Genomic DNA, 19921 nt, shown 5'->3' on the forward strand with positions numbered 1-19921 from the left:
ATGGGTGGAAAAAAGAAGCTTGGCATAAAGCAGATGGAAAAGCAGCAGGAAGACAAAGCCACAGCTGACAAAGAAGCAAAGAAAAAAGAGAAGGCAGGACCGCCTCAGAAGAAAACAACCGTCAGCATCATGGCTCCAGACGTGAAGGACGGCAAAGTCGTCGCTGAAGTCAAAAAGATGAACGTGCTGACGCCATACGCGGTTGCAACACGCTACGGCATACGCATCAGCGCAGCTAAAGACTTCCTCGAGCAGCTTGAAGGCATGGGCGCCATACAGCTTGTATCAGGCAGTCATACCCTGAAAATCTACAAGCCAGCAGCATAGCTGCATCCCAACTTTATTCAATCATTTCTTTTGGAGTAAACAAAATTGAGTTTCCCCGATAAAGTGTACACGCAAAAAGAGCTTAAAGCAGCCAAAGCTATGGTTGACAAGGGCTACAAGCACACACTCACAGTTGAGGGCGAAGCAGAATTCTCAAAGAAAGTCCAGCAGGCACTTGAGCACATTAAAACCGCAGGCTACTATCCTTACCTGCAAACCTACATCCGAGTTATACGCGAAATCGACGGCATGACCCAGCTGCGGCAAACAGAAGTCGCGATTTGGGCAAACAAATACGCCGTTGAAAACCCCGTGGACGCCGCAAGCCTGTTCATACAGAAAGCCTTCAGCATGTCCGAGTATTTGGAGGGCAAACTCTACTATGGCGGCGCCGCCGAGAAACGCTCCATCCAAAAACGCATCGATTTTTTAGAGGCGCTTGAAAAGAAAAGTCAAGATGCCTCAGTTAAAGAGGAATGCACGCGGCTGCTTGGGCAGTGGCGTGAGGGGCACCTGAATTTCTAAGCATTCAGCAACTGCACTTTTATGGTTGAGCCGCTTTTAACCTGCTTAAACAGGTCTAGGTTGCTGGTTACTTTTCCAAGAATCGACACTGGACTGTAGGGCTGTGATTTGCCGTAGAAGACACAGATGGCGCTGCCCATGGGCCAAAACGCGATGGTGCCTGCTTCCACGTTTGCTTTAGCTTTTTCTTCACCCATCTTAAGCGGGGTTTCAAAGTAGATTTCTTCCTTGTAGAATGCAACCCTGCCCTCTATAGGTAACTTGCGTACGATTGTGTCTATGGTGCGGGGCGCTAGGAACCTGACGAGTTCGCCTTCTGCTTCTCCTAACCCTTCGAGGATGAACTTGATTTTTATGCGAGAGACGTCTTCATCGTTACTCAAATGTGGCATTCTCCTTTGAAAATAACCCATAAACCAATGCGGATTATAGAGTATAGTAGTGAAAGTATCATTTAACTCTTACAGTAGCCGATTCAAGCAGCCAGCTTAGAGTAGACTCAGGACGGTTTCTCCGATGAAACTTATCTCTTCAGCAGTCACGGCGGGGTGGATGGGCAGAGAGAACACCTGCTTTGAGGCGCAATCCGTCTGGGGCAAGGTGGGTCCCGGATAGTTGGTTTTGTAAAACGGCATCAGATGCACCGGATTCACATAGTAGGCTTCGGCGCCGATGCCTTTAGCTTTAAGGTCAGATAGCAGCTTGTTGCGTTCCTCCTCAGAGGCATCCTTTAGCCGCGCCGTGTAGAGGTACCAGCTGTGCAGTCTATCCTCGGATTCAGTGGGCAAAACCAGCCTGCTGCTCTTCGCAAGGATTTTGGTAAGCTGCCGGGCGTTCTCGCGGCGTTTAGCGATGAACTGGGCGATTTTATGCATCTGCACGTTGCCGATGGCGGCTTGCAACTCGGACATGCGGTAGTTAGTGCCCAAGATAAGCGAGGCGTACTTGGCTTTTTCGCCGTGGGTGCGGATCATACGGAGGGTTTCGTCGATTTCGTCGCTGTTGGTGGTGACGACTCCGCCCTCGCCAGTCATCATGTTTTTGCTGGCATAGAGGCTCCAGCATGCCGCATCCGAATATGCGCCTGCGGGTTTACCCATGTAGGTTGTGCCATGCGCCTGCGCGGCATCTTCCACAATGGCTAATCCATGTTTTTGGGCGATTTCACGCAGCGGCTCCATATCCGCGGAGTAACCGTAGAGGTCCACGGGCAAGATAGCCTTGGTTTTCTCTGTGACTGCCTTCTCCACTGCCTCCGGCGAGAGCGTGTAGGTTTGGGGGTCAATATCAGCAAACACGGGGCGGCCGCCTGCGAGCACAACGGATTCGGCGGTGGCGACAAAGGTGAAGCTGGGCACGATGACTTCGTCGTCGCGTTTAACGCCCACAGCCATCACGGCGGCGTGCAGAGCAGCGGTGCCGGTGTTAACTGCAACGGCGTGCTTTGCGCCTGTGAATTCTGCAAAGCTCTTCTCGAATGCAGTCACCTGGGGACCTGCGCCGAGTGCGTTAGTCAGGGGTCCTTTACGCATAACTTCTAGGACAGCTTGAACTTCTGCTTCGTCGGTTGATGGCTTGTTGATGGGTATCACTTTATGTGCCTCACTTTGTAGCATTACGTGGCGCTGCTATATTTCACTTATCTCGCTGCCAGCAGATTCGTGGTTGCCAGGCTACAGTCACATAGGCTAATCTGGGCGTTGCCTCAACTTGGCATGGGGAAGAAATTTGTTAGGTGAATTAATCGGTGAGTTCAAAGGCAGAAACACGGTTTACCGCGTGCTGGACAACGGAAAAGTGGAGACTTCGGGACAGGGCATGGGAAAAATCCTGGGGATAGACGCCTACGTCGTGAGCACCTCAGTGGGAACCATGCAGAACGGGCTCTTTGTAGGCAGGGTTAACAGCGTCATAACGATTGCAAGCGGCGAATCAGTGATTCTGCAGGGCAACGCAGTTGGCTACCCCAGCGGCGAGGGCGGCGCCACCCGGGCGGCATCCATCCAGGCAACCACCTCTGAGAAGCTTATGAGGCTAAACCGCATCGTCGCGTTGCATGAGTACCAGACGGATATGGCGGATAACTGGGTCGGGAAAATCTGGGAGTGGAAGTAGCCTACTCCACCGTTAAGATCTGAGTGGTCTTGTAATCGGCGACGACATTGACGCCCCGAGCTTTAAAGAGGCAATCCAACTCGGAGTCGCCGGTGTCCACCCGTAGACTCTTAAGTTTATCCAGCTTGCTTTTGGTGGCGATGACGGTGATGTTGTCTAAGCCGACTTGGCGGATAACACGGCTGCTTATCTGCTGATTGCCCCTGCCGAAGATGAAGCCTTGCCCGCCGATGGGGGTCACGATGATTTTTGTGGGTTTACCGTGGGTTAACTCAAGAAGCCGGGTTTCGTTAACGTCTTTGGCAACTATTTTTTTATCTAAAAACACGTCTACGCCCAGCAAGGTTTTTTTCTGGTCAAGCAGGTCGGCGACGGTGCGGGTGGTTGACCCCGGACCCACAATGTAGAGCACATTGGGCTGCATTTCCTCAATGACGCCGAGTGCGATGGCGGCTTGGTTTTCAACTTCATCCTCGGTGATTGGGCTCTGCATCTTGTTGCCCTGAATCAGATGCGGCTCAAAAGGACTTAGCATGTAGCCATAGAGTTCCGCGGAGAGCCGCCCCGCACGGAAGGCTTCCTCATCAATATCCATCACCTCGGCTTCCCGAATTGGCAAGCCACCCCACAGGTAACGGATAACCACACCTGCCGCGGCTTGGGGACTGATAGCGAAAAGCGCACTATGCATCTTCACACCCGTGGGAACCCCCAACGCGGGCAGCTTAAGATCTATGGCTTTTTGGATGTCGCGGGTTGTTCCGTCTCCGCCGCAGTAAACAAGCAAATCCACCCCTGCCTCCAAGATGGCTTTGGCATTTGACGCCGTGTCGGCTGCGCTGGTTTCGGTTTTAGCCTGGCCCACCACGGTGTAGCTGTAGCCCTGATGTTTGGCTTCTGCCTCGCCCATTTCGCCAGCGCCCACCACCAGCCTTAGGTGGGGTTTAGCGTTTGAGAGTTCACAGAGGAAGGTTTCGGCGCGTTGCGAGGCGATGGGTTTAGCGCCCCGTTCGAGGGCTTGCTGGAGAATCTGTTTGCCGTCTGTGCCTTTGAGTCCGACGGCGCCGCCCATGCCTGCGATGGGGTTGACTATGAAGCCGAGGGTTTTGGTGGGTATGGCTTTGGCTGTCAAATTGGGTTAACCTGTGTAGTAGATAGGTGTGGGGCATTAATAAAAAGAGAAAGCTTTGGTCGTCCGCCATGGGTTCCACCTCAAAGGGGGGAGGAGTGGGGGCGGCTGTGTCTGCCGCGGGTTACCCACCAGACCAGCACTATCACGCCGGGGATTGCCAGGATTGCAGCTATCCAGATCAGTATCGTAACCATCGAGCCGACCACGTAGTCGAGGCTCCAGCTTGCGATGGCTTGGTTCCAGTTTCCGTCCACGTAGACTTTAAGGGCAAAGGCGATGAAGAGCAGCGGCGAGATGGCGCCTCCTGCATTGGATTTTTTGCCGTGCTGCTTTTTGCCTGAGAGGTTATAGCTGCTTTTCTCTGCTTGGGACACACCTCGCCACCAGACATAGCCGATGACTGCGCCCACGGCTGCGGGGATGCCGATCAGCAGCAGTTCCCAGAAGATGCCATGCAAGATGAAAGTGACTATGTCGCCCATGGACCATAGACCAAGCATCGAAGGCACCAAACCGGAGGCTTGAATGTTGCCTGTAAACCAGACAAACACGTAGACTGCGCCGGCGACAGCCAGGATTGCGGCGGCTATGAAAGCGGCGAAGGCAGCCCAGTGTTTACGCATAAAACCGGACCAGTCTGCTTCAGTGCGGATGGGGGTTTGTTGTGTCATGGCGTTTTGCTCCTAGATGGCTGTTTGCCCGTTTTGGGGAGTGGATTGGGGCTGAGGCGCTGGAGGCGGCTGGGGGTACCCGTTGCCGTTTTGGCCCGGGTAGGGTTGGTATTCGCGGGGCTTCATGCTGGAGAAGCCTATTATCACGAATATCCAGGAGACGAAGATGAGGATTAAGCCGACGCCGAATAGCAATGTTAGGTATGCCCCGAGCATGAGCAGTGTTCCCGCAGTGTTGAATGAGCCTTCACCGGTCTTCTGCGCTAAGGTTTCGTATGCTTTTCTCAGGTGCACCGCTGCCAGCACGTAGAATATGAAGGCTATGATTAGCCCCACTATGATTGCGACTATGCCGCCTACGATGCCTGCGGCAAACGAGAATGGCGCGCCCGCCATCAGCCCTGTGGTTGCAAAGCTGATTACCCCGACGCTGATTGCCACCGCCGCCGCGATCAAAGCGATTATGTAGTATTTGAGGCCAGTCCAGGCGTTACGGTTGATGCTTTCGTCCTGGTAGTAGTAGGATAGTTCTTTTGTTGCTCTAAGGAGCAGGACTATGCCGATTATACCCAGCACCCACCCCACGGTTGGAATTAAACCGAGCAATAGAAGGATTGATCCTTCAATGGCTAATGTTTTGCTGTATTGGAAGTTCACGTTCATTTTGTTTTCCTCCGATTTTCGGATGTAACCATTAATGTGGGGTTTGGATATAGCCCTAACATTTAGAAGCCCGACACTATCGTTTAGAGGGGGGACTCTAAGGGTTAGAGTCACAGTAAACGGGGCAGTTTAAGGCGCAACTATGTAGATTGGGAAGTATAGCTTTTTATTGTAAATGCAGCAAACATAGCAGGGCAGGGTTGAATGGGCAAATGGCGAAGTCACGCGGCATAAGCACAGACATACAGTCACCACGAACCAGACTGCTCTATCTGATTTATAGCGCCCCCAACAGCCGCATCAAAGCCGCCCCCGGAACCAAAAGCAGCATCAGCACCGCGCTTGGCTACAAAAGCGATGGGCACTTCCACTACGACTGGAACTACCTCATCGGCGCAGGCATGATAGAGGAAAAATCAGGCTACTACCAAGTCACCGACACCGGCAAAAAAGAATTCGCGCTCTACTCCACCGCCTCCATGAGCAACTGGATCATGGTCATCATGGGCGTAGCCATCGTCCTGTTCACTGTTGGCCTCAGGTTCGGGTTTTTGCCAGTGGAGAGCGCCGCATTCTTTGGGGCAGCGTTGATATTGGTGGGCGGCATGTTTTTGCTTGTTGGCAAAAAAGCTAAGCCCAGCCTGTCAGCGGAAGCAAAAGCACTGCTAAAAGGGCTCAAGTAAACAAAAGAAAGTAAAAGGGGGTTGGTTGCGAGTTTAGATGGTTTCGCAGCCGATGTATTTTTTGGTGGCGTCGCTTAGCCACGGGTAGAGTTTACGCAGCTTCTCCATCGACTCCGCCACTTTCTCTGCGGGGTACTCGTAGGGCTGCAGTCTGCCGCTGAAGTATTCCTCGTAGGCGGACATGTCGAAGTAGCCGTGACCAGTCAAAGCAAAGAGCAGCGTCTTGGACTCGTTGGCTGCCTTGCAACGCAGTGCCTCGTCGACGACGGCTTTGATGGCATGCGCGGATTCAGGCGCTGGAATGATGCCTTCGCTGCGCAAGAAAATCTTTGCTGCGTCGAATGCTCCAACCTGGTTGATGGCGAGGGTGCTGATTTTCTTTTCCTGCGCAAGCACACTGATGGTTGGGGCGATGCCGTGGTAACGTAAGCCGCCTGCATGGATGGGCGCTGGCATGAAGTCATGGCCGAGTGTATGCATGGGCACCAGCGGGGTGAGTTTGGCTGTGTCGCCGTGGTCGAAGGTGTAGTAGCCGCGGGTGACTTTGGGACACGCCGTAGGCTCAACCGCGACGAACGCGGTTTCTTTAGGTGCCTTCTTGCCGACTTTATCATGGTAGAAGGGCCAGAATAAGCCGCTAAAGCTGCTGCCGCCTCCGATGCATCCGTAGACGGCGTCGGGGTAATCCTCAACCATCGCAAACTGCTTCAGCGCCTCCAGACCCGCGACGGTTTGGTGCATGCAGACGTGGTTAAAGACGCTACCGATGGTATAGTTTGCTTTCTTGCCTGTTTTTTCGCTTTCCAAGCTATCCTCGACGGCTTCGCTGATGGCTATGCCGAGGCTGCCCTTGGTGTTTGGGTCCTCCGCCAGGATTTTTCTGCCCGCCGCCGTCTTGTTGCTGGGGCTGGCGATGCATTCCGCGCCGAAAGCGTTCATCATGGCTTTGCGGTAGGGCTTCTGATCGAAGCTTGCGCGGACCATGTAGACGGTTGCTTCTAAGCCGAATTTGTTAGCGGCAAAAGAGAGCGCGCTGCCCCATTGTCCTGCGCCGGTTTCGGTGGTGACGCGGGTGATGCCTTCTTTCATGTTGTAGTAGGCTTGGGGGACGGCGCTGTTGGTTTTGTGGCTGCCTGAGGGCGAGACGCCTTCGTATTTGTAGTAGATTTTAGCGGGTGTTTTGAGGACTTTTTCGAGGTTTAGGGCTCGGAAAAGCGGTGAGGGGCGCCAGATGCGGTAGACTTCTTGGACTTCGTCGGGGATGTCTATCCAGCGTTCCTGGCTGATTTCTTGTCCGATGATGGCTTTGGGGAAGATTTTGGGGACTATGCCGACGCCCGGTTGCCCTGTTTCCGCTTCTAGGAAGGGCGGGAGGGGGTGGGGGAGGTCGGGGACTATGTTGTACCATTGTTTTGGGATTTCTGATTCTTTAAGTAGGATTTTCTTTTCTGGCAAATCTTTTCGCCTTGCAGAGAACTGTTCTTTGAAGCTTTATTTAAGGCTTTTCTGTACATAAATGTACATGGCGCTTTCTGGGGCAACAAAACCATAAACAACACTTTTATACCTAAACGCACAGAAGCATACATCAGCGCATGAATATGTGGAAGAAAATCGAAAGCCAACTCGACAACTACCCCGAACGCCTCAAAGTCGCACGCGTCCTCATAGAAAACGGCCTATCAGCACAAGGCGACAAAATCTACCTCAACCAAATCGAAATCCCCCCCATCCGCATCGCCCGAGTCGCAGGCGTCGACCGCCGAACCGTCAACGAAACCCTCCACGCCATCCAAGCCAACCCAGAGCTCCGCATGATTTTCGAGGAAATCCGCCCCGCAGGCCACAGCCTCAAAGAAATCGCCAAACACCTCGATTTAGGCGTAATCGAAATCACCCCCACCAGCGCCGCCACACGGGGAATCCTAGCTAACTCCGCCAGCGCCCTAAACAAAGCCGGCCTAGGCATACGCCAAGCCATCGTAGACGACCCCGAATTGTCCCCGGAGCCGAAGCTGACGCTGATTGTAGAAAGAAAAATCCCCGGTGAACTCATCCCAGAACTACTAAAAATCCCCGGAGTAGCAAAAGTCTCAGTCTACTAAACCCAAAACTGTCATCTACAGCGCTCACAAGATTGTTTTGCAGCAGAACCACAACATCGGGGGTTATCATAGTAATCTCTGCCCGCCTGAATAATGCCCTGATCTTGGGTCATCAGAGCAACTTCATTAGGCCAATTCGTGAGGGTCACAAGGGTTTTCATATCAGAAATAAACATAGCTAAGCTGCAGTAGAGACACTTGATGTCTCCCAGGTCGGAGAGGTCTTGAGTGGCTGCGATTTGTGGGGTTACAGCTATGTTGAGTTTTATCCGTCTTTTGTCTTTGGCCTCTTTGAGGGCTGGATGTATCTCTTTGAGGACTTCGGGGAGAGTCATGAACAAGGTAACTTCGCGTTTGGAGTTTTGAATGAGTGTTTTTAGGCGGTTGACGATGCTCTTTTGTCCGCGTATGATGTAGGCGATTTCGAGTTCTTCGGGTTTTTCGGTGCTGTCATAGAGGGGGGTTAGTTTGGTTATAAGGGTGTCTGCTTGTTTCATTTTTTGTTCGAATTGTTCTTTTTGTTGTTGTTTGAGGTTTGTGATGGCTTCGTTTGGTGCGGTTGCTCGGTAGATGGCTGGGGTGCTTTGTTGGATGGTGAGCATGCCTTTTTTGGATAGGCTGTCTAGGGCGTAGTATATTTTTGAGTCGGGGATTTTTGTTTGGTTGCAGAGTGCGTTTGCGGTCATGTTTGGGTGGGTTAGGAGGGTGAAGTAGGTCAGGGCTTCGTGGGTTGTTAGACCGAGTTCTTTGAGTTGGAGGGTTATTTGGTTGGTGGCTGTGTCTTCCATGGGTGTTTCCTTCTTCTTTCTTGTGAGTAAGTGTGAGAAAACTGTTAAATAGTTTTCTACTACCGAAAAGTAGTAGATGATAATAAATGAGTAAGCAATCATGCGGTTGCAGCACCGCAAAACCAACTACACAAAAACAAAAAACATCCACAAAAATCCAACCCACAACCTGGTCCACAGGCAACACCGAACTAAAAGACCACATCCTAGCCCGCTTAGGAATCAACCGACAAAATCACACCGTAACACCCGGCATTTACTCACTAGGAAACCCCAACCCCAACTCACCCGTCTTCGTCACCGCAAACTATACCGTGAGTTTCGATGCCCTGCGTTCGTCACTAAAAAACCAAGACGCCTACATTCTGGTCTTGGACACAATGGGAGTAAACGTTTGGTGTGCAGCAGGCAAAGGCACGTTTGGCACCGAAGAGATAATTGATAAAATCAAAACTACCGGCTTAGCTGATGTTGTTTCACATCGAAAACTGATCCTCCCACAACTCGGCGCCTCAGGCGTAAACAGCTTTGAAGTGGAAAAACAAAGCGGCTTCAAAGTAGAATATGGCCCCATAAGAGCCAACGACCTCCCAGAATACCTAAAAACAGGAAAAGCCACGCCTGAGATGCGCCAAGTAAAATACACCCTAAAAGACCGCGCCGTGCTGATACCAGTTGAACTAAATGCAGCCCTCCTTCCTCTAATCGTCTCAGTATTAGTCCTGTATTTTCTGGGCGGTGTCTACCCAGCAATCGCCGTGGCTACCGCGGTATTGGGCGGTACTGCTCTGTTTCCTTTAGCATTGCCTTGGCTGCCTACAAAGGACTTTAGCTCAAAAGGTTTCATACTCGGTGCTGTATTGGCGTTGCCTTTTGCTGCAGTGGCGTTCTTGAGTGCTCCTGCTTCGGCAATGTGGCTGCGAGTTGCAGAGGGTTTGGCGTATGTTTTGCTTATGTCACCACTCACAGCCTATTTGGCCTTGAATTTTACGGGGGCATCAACCTTCACCAGCCGAACAGGAGTCAAAAAAGAAATCTGTCGCTACATCCCCGCCATGGTTACGTCAGCGGTAATTGGCATAGTGCTCGCAACTATAGTCATCGGTATGCACTTTTTCGGAGGTGCAATATAGATGTTCAACTCTTACCAAGAAACCACCCTTAAGTTTGACAAAGACAAATGCATCGGCTGCGGCAAATGCAGCGCCGTATGCCCACACAGAGTCTTCAGCTTAAACGACGGCAAAGCAGAACTTACCAATCCCAAGGCCTGCATGGAATGCGGCGCATGCCAACTAAACTGCCCCACAAATGCAATGACTGTAGAGAGCGGTGTAGGCTGCGCAGGTGCGATGATTAGGGCAGCGCTTAAGAGGGAAAAGCTGGATAGTGCTAACTGCACCTGCGGATAAGGAGGAGACATGAATACGCCCGATTTCAGAATTAGACCAGCCCAACTGAAGGACAAAAATAGTATCCACCCCCTCCTTTTGGGTTTTAAGCTACCACTGGACGGACTTGAAGAAACTAAGTTGTGGATTTTTCAATCAAACGCCGACGAAATAGTAGGCGTTGCGGGTCTGGAGGTTTATTGTCATCAGGGTTTGCTGCGTTCTGTTGCGGTCAAATGGCAGCTGCAGAATCAAGGTCTCGGCAGAGCTTTAGTTAGCCATATTATTGGGGAAGCAAAAAAGAGTGGAGTTGTGGACCTGTTTTTGTTGACAACCACTGCCCCGAAATTCTTTGAGAAACTGGGCTTCAAAGAGGAAGACCGCGAAAAAGTAACTGCAGCAATTGCTGAGTCGGTGGAGTTTAAAAGCGCTTGCCCCAAAACCGCGGTGCTGATGCACCTGAAACTAAGTTAAAGAAAAAGGCAAGTGGTGCCTTCTTTTTTATATGAGCTTTTGGGATGGGTTTAGGGCCTTCTGAATTACCTCGGTTAGCTTCTCGATGGATGGCAACCCCCCATAGAGCACCAACTCCTCGTTCACAAACAAAGCCGGCAAGGCATCCATGCCATATTTGTCAAAGAGAGGCTTTAGTTTGCTTTGGTCACCCACTTTTTTGCCATAGTAGACTTCGGTTGCGGTTACAGTCTCGATTTTTGCTTGGGCGTTGACTTTTTCCAGTGCTTGCTTAACTCTGGCGGTGTATTGTTCGTCCATTGGTTTGAGTCCGGGGTTGCAGCAGGAGGCGGTGAGAATTGTGATTTTTAGGTTATTGGCCATAGAGGTGTTTCCCTACCTTTCTTAGGCTTTCGATGCCATATACATCGGTTTCAAAGAGTGGAACCTCACTTTTTGGGATGCCATTGAATCGGGTTTCGATTTCTTTGAAGTACTTTTCCTGTGTAGCTCTCCGTTTTTCTAGGAACCAGTTGCCGTTCAGCACGTTAGTTGGGATGACTTCGTTGACAACCAATGACGCGACGTTTATGCCAAACTTGGATAGGTCAGCAACGGCTCTAGCTGTTTCCTCTATCGGCAACTTCTCAGGTAATAGCACCAAGTTGAATGCGGAGGTGGTTTCGTCTGAGAGGCTTTTTACGGCTTGGTCATAGCGGTTCTTCTCTTGTTTCAAGCCTTCCAAAGTGCTTTCGTCTACTCCGCCTAGGGCTTCGGAGAGTTCTTTGCGGTTCTTGATTTGATTAGTCATAAAGGTTGACCAGTCAAAGGGCATGGAGAGTTCTCGTAGGGTGTGGCCTGTGGGGGCTGTGTCGAATACGACGTGGTCGTAGGTTTTGTCGCCGAGGTAGGTTACGAATTGGTCAAAGGCTGCCATTTCTTCTGCGCAGGGGGTGCTGATGGCGTCTTTGCCTAAGATTTGGTCGAAGTTTTGCATCATGCCTTGGAGGCGGTTTTGGAAGACGCCGGTGGCTTTTTTGGGGTTGATGTTTAGGCCGCAGAGGTTTTCTATTTTGGTGATGTTTGTGATTTCGGTTTCTCCGATTTTTTGTTCGTAGGTGGCCGAGAGGCTCACTGTGGGGTCGGTTGCTACGATTAGGGTGTTGTATCCTTGGTCGGCTAGCCATGTGGCTGTTGCGGCTGCCATTGTTGTTTTTCCTACGCCGCCTTTGCCGCCGAAGAACAGGAATTTGCGGTTTTCAATCATGTTTTTTACGTTGGTTTGGTTCATTGTTGGTTACTCCAATATCGGAGTAACCGATACTCTTATAAGATTTCGTGTCGGTAACCGATACTGGAGACCACCTAATGCAGCCACCACAAGACGAAATCGCAGGAAACCTACAAGCAAAAATCATGATGCTCCTAAGAGAAGAACAACTCTGCGGCGTAGACCTAATGAAACGTCTACACCTAAAAAGTCCCGGCACAATCTACCCCGTACTAGATAACCTACGGACAAAAGGCTTAGTCGACTTCAAAGTCGAAGTCAACGGCGCTACACGCAAAAAAATCTACTTCCTAACAGAACTCGGTACAAAAAAGATGCGCAACCACTTAACAAGTTCCATGAAATTCTGCTGCGACACCTCAAACTACGTAAACAAAATACTAGAAAACGTACAAAACCTAATACAAATAGAACGCCACGAAAAAGTACTCTCCACCCTAGACCATGACGAACTCAAACGCTTCCTAAAAGGCGCAGACGTAACCTACTCAAGCGACCTGCAAGTCCCAGCAGGCACCTTTGACACCGCGCTGAGCTTTATCGGCGTTGGCTGCTTAATCGGCAATGACGCCTCCGATATTACCGATTGTGTGGGTAAACTTTTTGCGAGTTTAAGGAAGGGCGGGCGCCTTTTAGCCATTGAAACCGAGAAATCCGATAACATGTTTAGTCAAATCCTCTTTGAGGACGTTTTTGGATTGAGTGAACCGCCTGGTCTGAGCCGAGAAGCGTTAGGTCAGGTTTTGGAGCATGCTGGATTCAAGGATATCTCGGTAGCTTCCAAGATGGGTTTGCTGTATGCAACTGCACAAAAATCATAGTTTCTTGCTTTAAATAAGGGATAGGGAGGTCCCGCTGGAGGTAGGTAGTAGGTGCCCTATGTTGAGTTTTAGACGCTTTTTATAGGGGTTAGAGGGTCATAGCCGAGCAAAAGACGGTTCGTATTGAGAAGCATTACTCAAACACAGATAACCCAAAAACAGACGCCTAGCAAATCCCAAACCCCACCAGCAACCATGCAACTCCCAACGTGCCTAACCAACAAATGCCCACAACCCAACCGCTCCATTCTGCAGTTGCTGAGCCTATAAATAGAGGGGGGATAGACGTGGCGGAGCAACAGCAAGTTACCGCGCTCTAATCGATGGGAAAACTGCTTCTCAAAAAAACACAAATAGCCTAGAGTAAACTGCAGGAAAACAAATCAAAACAGGCGAAATTAAAGGGAAATGGCGTTTAAGAGAGCCATCTGAGGGGTATGTCTTGGAAGGTGCCGTCTGGCAGAGTGCGCCTGATCGTGATGGGCAGTATGCCTGCGTCGAGTTCAGTTACGGCTATGTCTATGGGGTTCGTGTTTTCCTGTGCATCCACAAGAATTGGGGCTCCCATCGAGATCTGCAGGGCACGTGCGCCGACTATGCGTGCCTTCTCGAAGCGAGTGATTTTTGGTGGTCCAACATTTACTTTCTGGGTCATTCTACATCATTCCTGGCATTCCACCCATACCGCCCATGCCCATTCCGCCTGGCATGCCTCCTCCCGGTGGCATCGGAGGAGCCTTCATTTTGGCTGTGCTGATGACATCGTCGATTTTGAGGATCATGGAGGCTGCTTCGTTGGCTGATTTGATGATTTGTTTTTTGACTGTGAGGGGCTCGTAGATGTTGAGTTTGGTCATGTCGCCGACTTTGCCTTCCAGCACGTTGATGCCTGCCCAAACTTGGCCTTTCTCGTGGGCAGCGCGGAGCTGTGTGAGTAAATCCACGGGGTCTAATCCGGCGTTCTCCGCTAGGGTGGTCGCGATGGCTTCCAGTGAATCCGCGAAGACCCGCACGGCAAACTGTTCTCTGCCTGAGAGGGTTTGGGCGTATTTTTTAAGTTGGTTAGCCATCTCCATTTCGGGTGCTGCGCCGCCTGCGACCACGCGGGGGTCCTCGATTATGTCGCGTATGACGCATAGTGCGTCGTGGATGCTGCGTTCGGCTTCTGCGGTTAAGCGTTGGTTTGCGCCTCGGATGAGCAGCGTGACGGATTTGGGGTTTTTGCAGCCTTCGATGTAGGTCATTTTGTCGTCGCCGGTTTTGCGTTCCTCCACCAATGCGGCGTAGCCCAGATCTGAGGCTGATAGGGCGTCGATGTTGCTGATGATTTTGCCGCCTGTTGCGCGGGCGAGTTTTTCCATGTCTGATTTTTTGGCTCTGCGGATAGCCACTATGCCCTTGCGTGCCATGAAGTGCTGTGCCATATCATCGATGCCTTTCTGGCAGACCACCACGTTGGCGCCGCTGACGGCAACCTTATCCACCAGCGCCTTAAGCATGATTTCTTCCTGTTTGAGGAAGGCTTCGATCTGCGCGGGGTTCTCGATGTTGATTTTGGCGTCAACTTCTGGTTTCTCGTTTTCCATGGAGGCGTCCAGAAGCGCGATCTTTGCGTTTTCGAGGCGTTTAGGCATGCCGCTGTGCACGATTTCCTTATCCAGCACAATGCCGTTAATCAGATGAGTGTCCGCGAGGGATTCGCCGGTTTTCTTCTCCACCTTCACATCGTCCACATCTGCCTTCATGCCCTCAGCGGTTTTCTCCGCGACAGCTAACATGGCTTTGACGGCGATGTCGGCGAGGTGCTCTTTGTGTTCGCTGACGATTTTGCTGCCCATAGCGGTGATGGCGACTTTTCGGAGGTACTCGGGTTTGGAGGCATCGACGGTTAACGCGATTTTCTCAAGGGTTGCCAGTGCCTTCTCTGCGGCTTGCTTGTAGCCCTCGATGATGACGGTTGGGTGGATGTCTTTGTCGATGAGTTCCTCTGCTCTGCTCAGAAGTTCGCCTGCAACGATGACGCTTGTGGTGGTTCCGTCGCCTGCTTCCTTATCCTGGGTTTTGGCGACTTCAACAAGCATCTTTGCGGCTGGATGCTGAATATCCATCTCGTCAAGGATTGTTCTTCCGTCGTTGGTTATGGTGACGTCGCCGAAGCTGTCCACGAGCATCTTATCCATGCCTTTGGGGCCTAGGGCGCTTCGGACGGATTCAGCGACAACTTTGGCGGCCATGATGTTTCCATGCTGGGCGTCTCTTCCGCGGCTGCGTTTAGAGCCTTCCCGAAGAACCATGATGGGGATTCCGCCTGCTTGTGTTGGTGCTGCTGACAAATCAAGTAACCTCCATTAATGCGAACAACAACATGACAGCCTTTAACATATAAGTATTTCTAGGCAAGCCATGATGATAAAGCCACAGCAAAGCGGTTTTGCCATCAGCTGCAGGGCGCTTAGGCGCGTTTTTTTCTCTATACCCCCTTATTTATAGTCTCAGCAACTACAGAGAAACGGCGGGGTTACGTCTGCAGGTGCCTTGGGGAAACTGGGCTGTTTGCGTGTTTGCATTTAGACGGCGAAGTTTTATCAACAACTGTTTTCCAGCATACCAGTCAAGAGCAAGTATGACCGCCAGAGAAAGCAGTTTATGCGGATGCAGTTAAACACCATTTGATGCTGCTCTAACCTTTAGAGCCGCTTTTTCTAATTGTTGGATTCCCTGCGCGTTTTTTCTTCTATCTGTTAGGGCTAAATCAACAAATCCGCTTTATAGGCTTCAAGAATTCGGAGGCAAAAAAGTTGAACACAGAATTTGAAAACAGCAAAACCATGGCCGCTGTAGCTACAGTGCTGCTTTTACTGAGCATTGTTCCCTATGTCGGCTGGGTCATAGGCATTGTGGGTATAATCCTATTAATGAAGAGCATGAAGGAATTCAGCAGCTACTACAGAGACCCAAGCATCTACCAGAATGCGTGGACAGGCATCAAATACTACATCGTCGCGTTGGTCGCCATAGCAGTCGCAGGCGTCGCAGCCTTTATGGCTATAGCAGCTGCAACAGCTTTCACCTTTGAAGGCTTCGTCGCGTTAACTGCAGGCTTCAGCGCCGCCGCAATCATAGGGGTCGCAAGCTTAATCGTTGCATTCGTCTTCTACGTGCTCGCAGCAACCCACCTCAAAAACACCCTAAACACGCTGGCAGAGAAAACAGGCGAAACATCGCTGGCAACCGCAGGCACCCTGCTCTGGATCGGCGCCATACTGACGATCGTCGGTGTCGGCTTAATCCTGATATTTGTCAGCTGGATATTCGCAACAGTGGGCTTCTTTAGCATGAAGAACCAGCAGGTACCGCCATACAGCCAGACACCATACGCCTATACTCCGCCAACTCAGCCAGCTCAACCAGCACGAAGCCAAACCCCAGTTTAAGGGCAACTGCCACCCATCGGCGCTTAGCCAGTGGCATCTTTCTTTTTTGTATAGCGTTTTTGACTATTTCAAGAATGTTTTGTCCCCTCGCTAGATACAGCACGCTTTTGCTGCGCTTGCGTTAGTGTGTTTGTTATTTGTTTCCAGTGGGCTCCTTGCCAGTAGATTTGTCCGCAGTTGGGGCATTGCCAGAACTGGGTGTAGTAGCGGTAGGTGTTGGGTTTAAGCTGGGTTTTGAGTTGTTCTTTGGTTGCGGCGGCGAGTTTGGTGTTGCAGATGGGGCAGTGTGATTTGTCCATGTCGATTTCAAGCGTTAGCCCGTAGCGCCGGGCGATTTGGCTTAGCCGCATCGACTCAGTTTTGCCATCCACATAAAACGCATCAAGGCCCCGCCCCACCGCGCGCCTGTAGAGCTCCAAATCCCTCGTCAACAGCGCACGGCACTCAGCTTTCGCCATCTCTAAAAGCTCATTATCGCCCAGTTGAGTCGAGTAAAGTACATCCTGCCCCATCATCCGTAGCCAACGCGCCAGCTTCCCCAGCATGCCGTCGGCTAAAAACCTCAAGGGGCGCCTCCCCGCAGAATGCTGCCCGCACCGCCCTTCGCCACCACTTCACCGTCCTCATAGACCAGTTGCCCCGCCACGAGGGTTTTGGCGACTTTGCCCCAGAGTTCCCAGCCGCTGTAGGGGCTGAATTTGGCTTTAGACTTGAATTTGGAGGCGTCCACCTTGTAGGGGCTGTAGTCTATGATGGTGAGGTCTGCGGCTTTGCCTTCTTCGAGGCGCCCGCGGTCGGTGAGGCCGTAGATTTGGGCGGGTTTCTCGGCGAGTAGCGCTATGACTTGGCTGAGGGCGAGGCGGTTTTTACGCACCATCGTAAGCATCAGCGGCAACGTGGTTTCGAGCCCGGGCACACCGACTTTGACGTCCCAGACGCTGCCTGCGGATTTCTCCTCGAGGGTGTGGGGAGCGTGGTCTGAGCCGATGGTGTCCACGGCGCCGGTTTCGATGCCTTTCCACAGTGCGTCCTGGTGGGTTCGGTCGCGCAGCGGCGGAGCCATAACTACCAGTGAGCCGTAGCGGGCGAGGTCGTCGCAGGTAAGCATGAGGTGGTTGGGGGTGACTTCGCAGGTGACGTTGCGCCCCGCGGCTTTAGCGTCCCCGATTACTTCTAAGCCGTCTTGGCTGGTGATGTGGCAGATGTGCAGGTGCACCCCGGTTTCGGCGCTGTGGCAGAGGATGCGCTGGATGGCTTCGAGCTCGGCGGTTTCGCTGTGGGCGCGGAGGTAGTCGAGGGGGCTATTTTTTTTGGCCTGCCGCATTTTGGCTTCGTTCTGGGCGATTTCACTGTGGTCTTCAGCGTGGACCGCCAGCGGCAACTTTGCATCTGCGACGGCTTTGCATGCCTCCGCTAAGGCAGCGTCGTCGCCAAGGTTTAAGCCCCCGACTTGGCTGCCCATGAAAAGCTTGAAGCCCACTGCGCCCTGCTCCGCGATGGCTTTGACCTCGGGGAGGTCCGATGGAAACTCACTGTAAAACCCAACGTTAACCAGGATTCTGCGCTCCGCCAACCCCATGCGATTACTCAGCCGCTTCGCACTCAGGGTGACGGGCTCATTGTTGGGCATATCCAGAACCGAAGTGAAGCCGCCTGCCGCAGCCGCCGCGGTACCAGAACCGAAGTCCTCCTTGTAGGCTTTGCCCTCGTCGCGTAGATGCACATGCTCATCGATGAGGCCCGGCAGCACCAGCAAACCATGCAGATCCGTTTTTTGGTCAGCGTGGGGCATATGGGTTTCTTTGCCGATTCTGTGGATTTTGCCTTCTTCGAGGGCTATGCTGCAGTCTACGATGTTGCCTTTAAGGTATGCTTTGGCGTTATGCAGGACGGAGTCAACAATCACATCTGTTCACGGCTAAACAATTCGGGGGGTTTGCTAATATAAGTTGCTTGGAAAAGAAAAGGATGGGGTTAGCCCTTAACGACTGCCAGGGGCACGAGGCGAGCTACTTTGGTGGCTATGCCTATGGCGTCGCTGACCTCCGCGACCATATCCACGTTTTTGTAGGCTGGGTCAGCTTCTTCGGCAAGCACGGAGGCGCTGGCGGCGCGGACCAATATGCCCCGTTTCTCTAGGCTGCTTTTGATGTCTCCGCCCCAGAACTGGCGTTTAGCGGCGCTGCGACTCATCATGCGACCTGCTCCATGCGCGGTTGAGCCAAACGAAAGCTCCATGGCTTTCTCGGTGCCCACAAGCACCCAGCTGCTGGTGCCCATGCTGCCCGGAATCAAAACCGGTTGGCCCTCGCCGCGGTAATCCGCTGGCACATCAGGGTGGCCTTTGGGGAATGCGCGGGTGGCGCCTTTGCGGTGCACCCAGACCCTGCGTTTTACGCCATCGATTGTATGGTTTTCTGCTTTGGCGATGTTGTGGGCAACATCATAAACCAGCCCCAACCCGAACTTTTCAGCTTCCTGCCCATACACCTGCTGGAAGCTCTGGCGAACCCAGTGCATGATGGCTTGGCGGTTACAGAAGGCATAGTTAACGGCGCAGGCCATCGCCTCAACGTAGTCGCGGGCTTCTTGGCTGCTGCCGGGTGCACAGGCAAGTTCACGGTCCGGCAGGCTAATATTGTATTTCTGGACGGCGTGCTCCATCACGCGCAGGTAGTCGCTGCAGACCTGGTGCCCGTAGCCGCGGCTGCCGCAGTGTATCATAACGGTGACTTGGCCCTCATGGGTGAGTCCGAAGGTTTTGGCGGTTTGGGGATTAAAGATTTTGTCTACTTTCTGGATTTCTAGGAAGTGGTTGCCGCTGCCCAAGGTTCCGATTTGGCTGAGCCCACGGTTCTTTGCGACGCTGGAGACTTTGTCGGGGTTGCCGCCTTTCATCTGCCCGTTTTCTTCGCAGTGCGCGGCGTCCTCTGCCCAGCCTAAGCCGCGGTCGATAAGCCACTGCACGCCCTCCGTCGCCAACGTTTCAAGGTCGCTTCTTGACACCGTGAAGTCGTTGCGTTTGCTGCCTAATCCGGAGGGGACGTTGCGGAATATGGCTTCGGATAATGCGGGGAGTTTGGGGCGGATGTCTTTTTCGCTGAGGTTAGTTTGGAGGAGCCGGACGCCGCAGTTTATGTCGTAGCCGACGCCGCCGGGGCTGATTACGCCGTCCTCGTAGTCGGTGGCTGCGACGCCGCCGATGGGGAATCCGTAGCCCTCATGCCCGTCGGGTAACGTGATGGCGTGCTTGTAGATGCCCGGTAACTGCGCGACGTTGCTGCATTGCCACAGCGTGCGGTCAGTCTGCATCTTCTCCAAAAGAGCCTGATTAGCAAAAACTACGCCTGGAACCTTCATGGCGGACTTGTACTTGGGTATCTGCCACATGTAATCGTTGATTTTCTCAAGGGGCACCCGCTCGGGGGCGCTTCGGCTTTCACTTTCGCCCATATTCTTTCACATTGCACAGAGTAGAAAGCCGATTAGTTAAACATTTACAACCAGACTCCAATCTCTTCA

At 52.3% G+C, this 19921-nt stretch carries 24 protein-coding genes; 10 read left to right on the forward strand and 14 right to left on the reverse strand.

Annotated features, from left to right (window positions below):
• Together NWE93_13685 and NWE93_13690 are read left to right on the forward strand one after the other, a co-directional pair.
• The gene (locus NWE93_13685) at positions 1-327 is read left to right on the forward strand and encodes a hypothetical protein (protein ID MCW4001280.1); all 327 of its coding nucleotides are present in this window, start codon (positions 1-3) and stop codon (positions 325-327) included.
• A gap of 45 nt (positions 328-372) precedes the next feature.
• Positions 373-852 carry a hypothetical protein gene (locus tag NWE93_13690; protein MCW4001281.1) on the forward strand — a complete coding sequence of 160 codons (480 nt, stop codon included), beginning with the start codon at positions 373-375 and terminating at the stop codon, positions 850-852.
• Here NWE93_13690 and NWE93_13695 read toward each other — a convergent pair.
• Both NWE93_13695 and NWE93_13700 read right to left on the reverse strand, forming a co-directional pair.
• Positions 849-1235: a cyclophilin-like fold protein gene (locus NWE93_13695; GenBank protein ID MCW4001282.1), complete on the reverse strand. Its 387-nt coding sequence runs from the start codon at positions 1233-1235 to the stop codon at positions 849-851. The genes NWE93_13690 and NWE93_13695 overlap by 4 nt on opposite strands.
• A 105-nt stretch (positions 1236-1340) precedes the next feature.
• The gene (locus NWE93_13700) at positions 1341-2468 is read right to left on the reverse strand and encodes a DegT/DnrJ/EryC1/StrS family aminotransferase (protein MCW4001283.1); all 1128 of its coding nucleotides are present in this window, start codon (positions 2466-2468) and stop codon (positions 1341-1343) included.
• Positions 2469-2580: 112 nt separating this feature from the next.
• On the opposite strand from NWE93_13700, the gene NWE93_13705 reads away from it, so the two are divergent.
• Positions 2581-2967, forward strand: a complete 387-nt coding sequence (locus tag NWE93_13705; GenBank protein ID MCW4001284.1) for a hypothetical protein — start codon at positions 2581-2583, stop codon at positions 2965-2967.
• A 1-nt stretch (position 2968) separates the two neighbouring features.
• On the opposite strand, the gene NWE93_13710 is transcribed toward NWE93_13705, so the two are convergent.
• From NWE93_13710 to NWE93_13720, 3 genes are all read right to left on the reverse strand, one after another.
• Complete coding sequence (locus tag NWE93_13710) at positions 2969-4099, reverse strand: ATP-NAD kinase family protein (GenBank protein ID MCW4001285.1); 1131 nt, start codon at positions 4097-4099, stop codon at positions 2969-2971.
• Positions 4100-4179: 80 nt separating this feature from the next.
• Entirely contained in the window at positions 4180-4770 is a 591-nt protein-coding gene (locus NWE93_13715) for a hypothetical protein (protein MCW4001286.1), read from the reverse strand.
• A gap of 12 nt (positions 4771-4782) precedes the next feature.
• The gene (locus tag NWE93_13720; GenBank protein ID MCW4001287.1) at positions 4783-5433 is read right to left on the reverse strand and encodes a DUF996 domain-containing protein; all 651 of its coding nucleotides are present in this window, start codon (positions 5431-5433) and stop codon (positions 4783-4785) included.
• Between the two features lie 212 nt (positions 5434-5645).
• Here NWE93_13720 and NWE93_13725 point away from each other — a divergent pair, with 212 nt between their 5' ends.
• The gene (locus tag NWE93_13725) at positions 5646-6116 is read left to right on the forward strand and encodes a hypothetical protein (GenBank protein MCW4001288.1); all 471 of its coding nucleotides are present in this window, start codon (positions 5646-5648) and stop codon (positions 6114-6116) included.
• Between the two features lie 33 nt (positions 6117-6149).
• Here NWE93_13725 and NWE93_13730 read toward each other — a convergent pair whose 3' ends face one another.
• Complete coding sequence (locus tag NWE93_13730; GenBank protein ID MCW4001289.1) at positions 6150-7571, reverse strand: TrpB-like pyridoxal phosphate-dependent enzyme; 1422 nt, start codon at positions 7569-7571, stop codon at positions 6150-6152.
• 146 nt (positions 7572-7717) lie between these two features.
• Here NWE93_13730 and NWE93_13735 point away from each other — a divergent pair, with 146 nt between their 5' ends.
• Complete coding sequence (locus tag NWE93_13735) at positions 7718-8221, forward strand: amino acid-binding protein (GenBank protein ID MCW4001290.1); 504 nt, start codon at positions 7718-7720, stop codon at positions 8219-8221.
• An 11-nt stretch (positions 8222-8232) separates the two neighbouring features.
• Here the strand turns inward: NWE93_13735 and NWE93_13740 are convergent, their stop codons facing one another.
• Positions 8233-9009, reverse strand: a complete 777-nt coding sequence (locus tag NWE93_13740; GenBank protein ID MCW4001291.1) for a hypothetical protein — start codon at positions 9007-9009, stop codon at positions 8233-8235.
• 86 nt (positions 9010-9095) lie between these two features.
• Between NWE93_13740 and hgcA the strand changes: the two genes are divergently transcribed.
• From hgcA to arsN2, 3 genes are read left to right on the forward strand one after another with little or no spacing between them, the layout of a single operon-like run.
• Complete coding sequence (gene hgcA / locus NWE93_13745; GenBank protein MCW4001292.1) at positions 9096-10142, forward strand: mercury methylation corrinoid protein HgcA; 1047 nt, start codon at positions 9096-9098, stop codon at positions 10140-10142.
• Positions 10143-10421 (forward strand): mercury methylation ferredoxin HgcB, encoded by a 279-nt coding sequence (hgcB, locus tag NWE93_13750; GenBank protein MCW4001293.1) that lies wholly within the window; start codon positions 10143-10145, stop codon positions 10419-10421.
• Positions 10422-10430: 9 nt separating this feature from the next.
• Positions 10431-10874 carry an arsenic resistance N-acetyltransferase ArsN2 gene (gene arsN2, locus NWE93_13755; protein ID MCW4001294.1) on the forward strand — a complete coding sequence of 148 codons (444 nt, stop codon included), beginning with the start codon at positions 10431-10433 and terminating at the stop codon, positions 10872-10874.
• A 27-nt stretch (positions 10875-10901) separates the two neighbouring features.
• On the opposite strand, the gene NWE93_13760 is transcribed toward arsN2, so the two are convergent.
• Both NWE93_13760 and NWE93_13765 read right to left on the reverse strand, forming a co-directional pair.
• Positions 10902-11237 (reverse strand): thioredoxin family protein, encoded by a 336-nt coding sequence (locus NWE93_13760; protein MCW4001295.1) that lies wholly within the window; start codon positions 11235-11237, stop codon positions 10902-10904.
• A complete protein-coding gene (locus NWE93_13765; protein MCW4001296.1) occupies positions 11227-12144 on the reverse strand; it encodes an arsenical pump-driving ATPase GET3 in 918 nt (305 codons plus the stop codon). The genes NWE93_13760 and NWE93_13765 overlap by 11 nt, the downstream gene beginning before the upstream one ends.
• Before the next feature lie 77 nt (positions 12145-12221).
• On the opposite strand from NWE93_13765, the gene NWE93_13770 reads away from it, so the two are divergent.
• On the forward strand, positions 12222-12965 hold the full coding sequence (locus NWE93_13770) for a PadR family transcriptional regulator (GenBank protein ID MCW4001297.1): 744 nt from the start codon (positions 12222-12224) through the stop codon (positions 12963-12965).
• A gap of 415 nt (positions 12966-13380) precedes the next feature.
• Here the strand turns inward: NWE93_13770 and NWE93_13775 are convergent, their stop codons facing one another.
• Both NWE93_13775 and thsB read right to left on the reverse strand, forming a co-directional pair.
• Positions 13381-13620, reverse strand: coding sequence for a DNA-directed RNA polymerase subunit K (locus NWE93_13775; protein MCW4001298.1), 240 nt, complete (start codon positions 13618-13620; stop codon positions 13381-13383).
• 1 nt (position 13621) lies between these two features.
• On the reverse strand, positions 13622-15259 hold the full coding sequence (thsB, locus tag NWE93_13780; protein ID MCW4001299.1) for a thermosome subunit beta: 1638 nt from the start codon (positions 15257-15259) through the stop codon (positions 13622-13624).
• A gap of 504 nt (positions 15260-15763) precedes the next feature.
• Between thsB and NWE93_13785 the strand changes: the two genes are divergently transcribed.
• Entirely contained in the window at positions 15764-16399 is a 636-nt protein-coding gene (locus NWE93_13785) for a DUF996 domain-containing protein (protein MCW4001300.1), read from the forward strand.
• A 68-nt stretch (positions 16400-16467) separates the two neighbouring features.
• Here the strand turns inward: NWE93_13785 and NWE93_13790 are convergent, their stop codons facing one another.
• From NWE93_13790 to NWE93_13800, 3 genes are all read right to left on the reverse strand, one after another.
• Positions 16468-16965, reverse strand: a complete 498-nt coding sequence (locus NWE93_13790) for a Mut7-C RNAse domain-containing protein (GenBank protein ID MCW4001301.1) — start codon at positions 16963-16965, stop codon at positions 16468-16470.
• Positions 16962-18305 carry a dihydroorotase family protein gene (locus tag NWE93_13795; protein ID MCW4001302.1) on the reverse strand — a complete coding sequence of 448 codons (1344 nt, stop codon included), beginning with the start codon at positions 18303-18305 and terminating at the stop codon, positions 16962-16964. Before NWE93_13795 ends, NWE93_13790 begins: the two co-directional genes overlap by 4 nt.
• 68 nt (positions 18306-18373) lie before the next feature.
• Positions 18374-19852, reverse strand: a complete 1479-nt coding sequence (locus NWE93_13800) for an RtcB family protein (GenBank protein MCW4001303.1) — start codon at positions 19850-19852, stop codon at positions 18374-18376.
• Positions 19853-19921: the final 69 nt, after the last annotated feature.

It is taken from the genome of Candidatus Bathyarchaeota archaeon (assembly GCA_026014735.1).
Lineage (GTDB): Archaea > Thermoproteota > Bathyarchaeia > Bathyarchaeales > Bathycorpusculaceae > Bathycorpusculum.

Excerpts from the sequence above, each read along its gene's own strand:
- hgcA (MCW4001292.1), top strand. The coding sequence starts at position 9,096 with ATGAGTAAGCAATCATGCGGTTGCAGCACCGCAAAACCAACTACACAA.
- NWE93_13725 (MCW4001288.1), top strand. The coding sequence starts at position 5,646 with ATGGCGAAGTCACGCGGCATAAGCACAGACATACAGTCACCACGAACC.
- NWE93_13735 (MCW4001290.1), top strand. The coding sequence starts at position 7,718 with ATGTGGAAGAAAATCGAAAGCCAACTCGACAACTACCCCGAACGCCTC.
- NWE93_13720 (MCW4001287.1), bottom strand. The coding sequence starts at position 5,433 with ATGAACGTGAACTTCCAATACAGCAAAACATTAGCCATTGAAGGATCA.
- NWE93_13770 (MCW4001297.1), top strand. The coding sequence starts at position 12,222 with ATGCAGCCACCACAAGACGAAATCGCAGGAAACCTACAAGCAAAAATC.
- NWE93_13740 (MCW4001291.1), bottom strand. The coding sequence starts at position 9,009 with ATGGAAGACACAGCCACCAACCAAATAACCCTCCAACTCAAAGAACTC.
- hgcB (MCW4001293.1), top strand. The coding sequence starts at position 10,143 with ATGTTCAACTCTTACCAAGAAACCACCCTTAAGTTTGACAAAGACAAA.
- NWE93_13765 (MCW4001296.1), bottom strand. The coding sequence starts at position 12,144 with ATGAACCAAACCAACGTAAAAAACATGATTGAAAACCGCAAATTCCTG.
- thsB (MCW4001299.1), bottom strand. The coding sequence starts at position 15,259 with ATGGTTCTTCGGGAAGGCTCTAAACGCAGCCGCGGAAGAGACGCCCAG.
- NWE93_13775 (MCW4001298.1), bottom strand. The coding sequence starts at position 13,620 with ATGACCCAGAAAGTAAATGTTGGACCACCAAAAATCACTCGCTTCGAG.
- NWE93_13800 (MCW4001303.1), bottom strand. The coding sequence starts at position 19,852 with ATGGGCGAAAGTGAAAGCCGAAGCGCCCCCGAGCGGGTGCCCCTTGAG.
- NWE93_13700 (MCW4001283.1), bottom strand. The coding sequence starts at position 2,468 with ATGCTACAAAGTGAGGCACATAAAGTGATACCCATCAACAAGCCATCA.
- arsN2 (MCW4001294.1), top strand. The coding sequence starts at position 10,431 with ATGAATACGCCCGATTTCAGAATTAGACCAGCCCAACTGAAGGACAAA.
- NWE93_13685 (MCW4001280.1), top strand. The coding sequence starts at position 1 with ATGGGTGGAAAAAAGAAGCTTGGCATAAAGCAGATGGAAAAGCAGCAG.
- NWE93_13760 (MCW4001295.1), bottom strand. The coding sequence starts at position 11,237 with ATGGCCAATAACCTAAAAATCACAATTCTCACCGCCTCCTGCTGCAAC.
- NWE93_13715 (MCW4001286.1), bottom strand. The coding sequence starts at position 4,770 with ATGACACAACAAACCCCCATCCGCACTGAAGCAGACTGGTCCGGTTTT.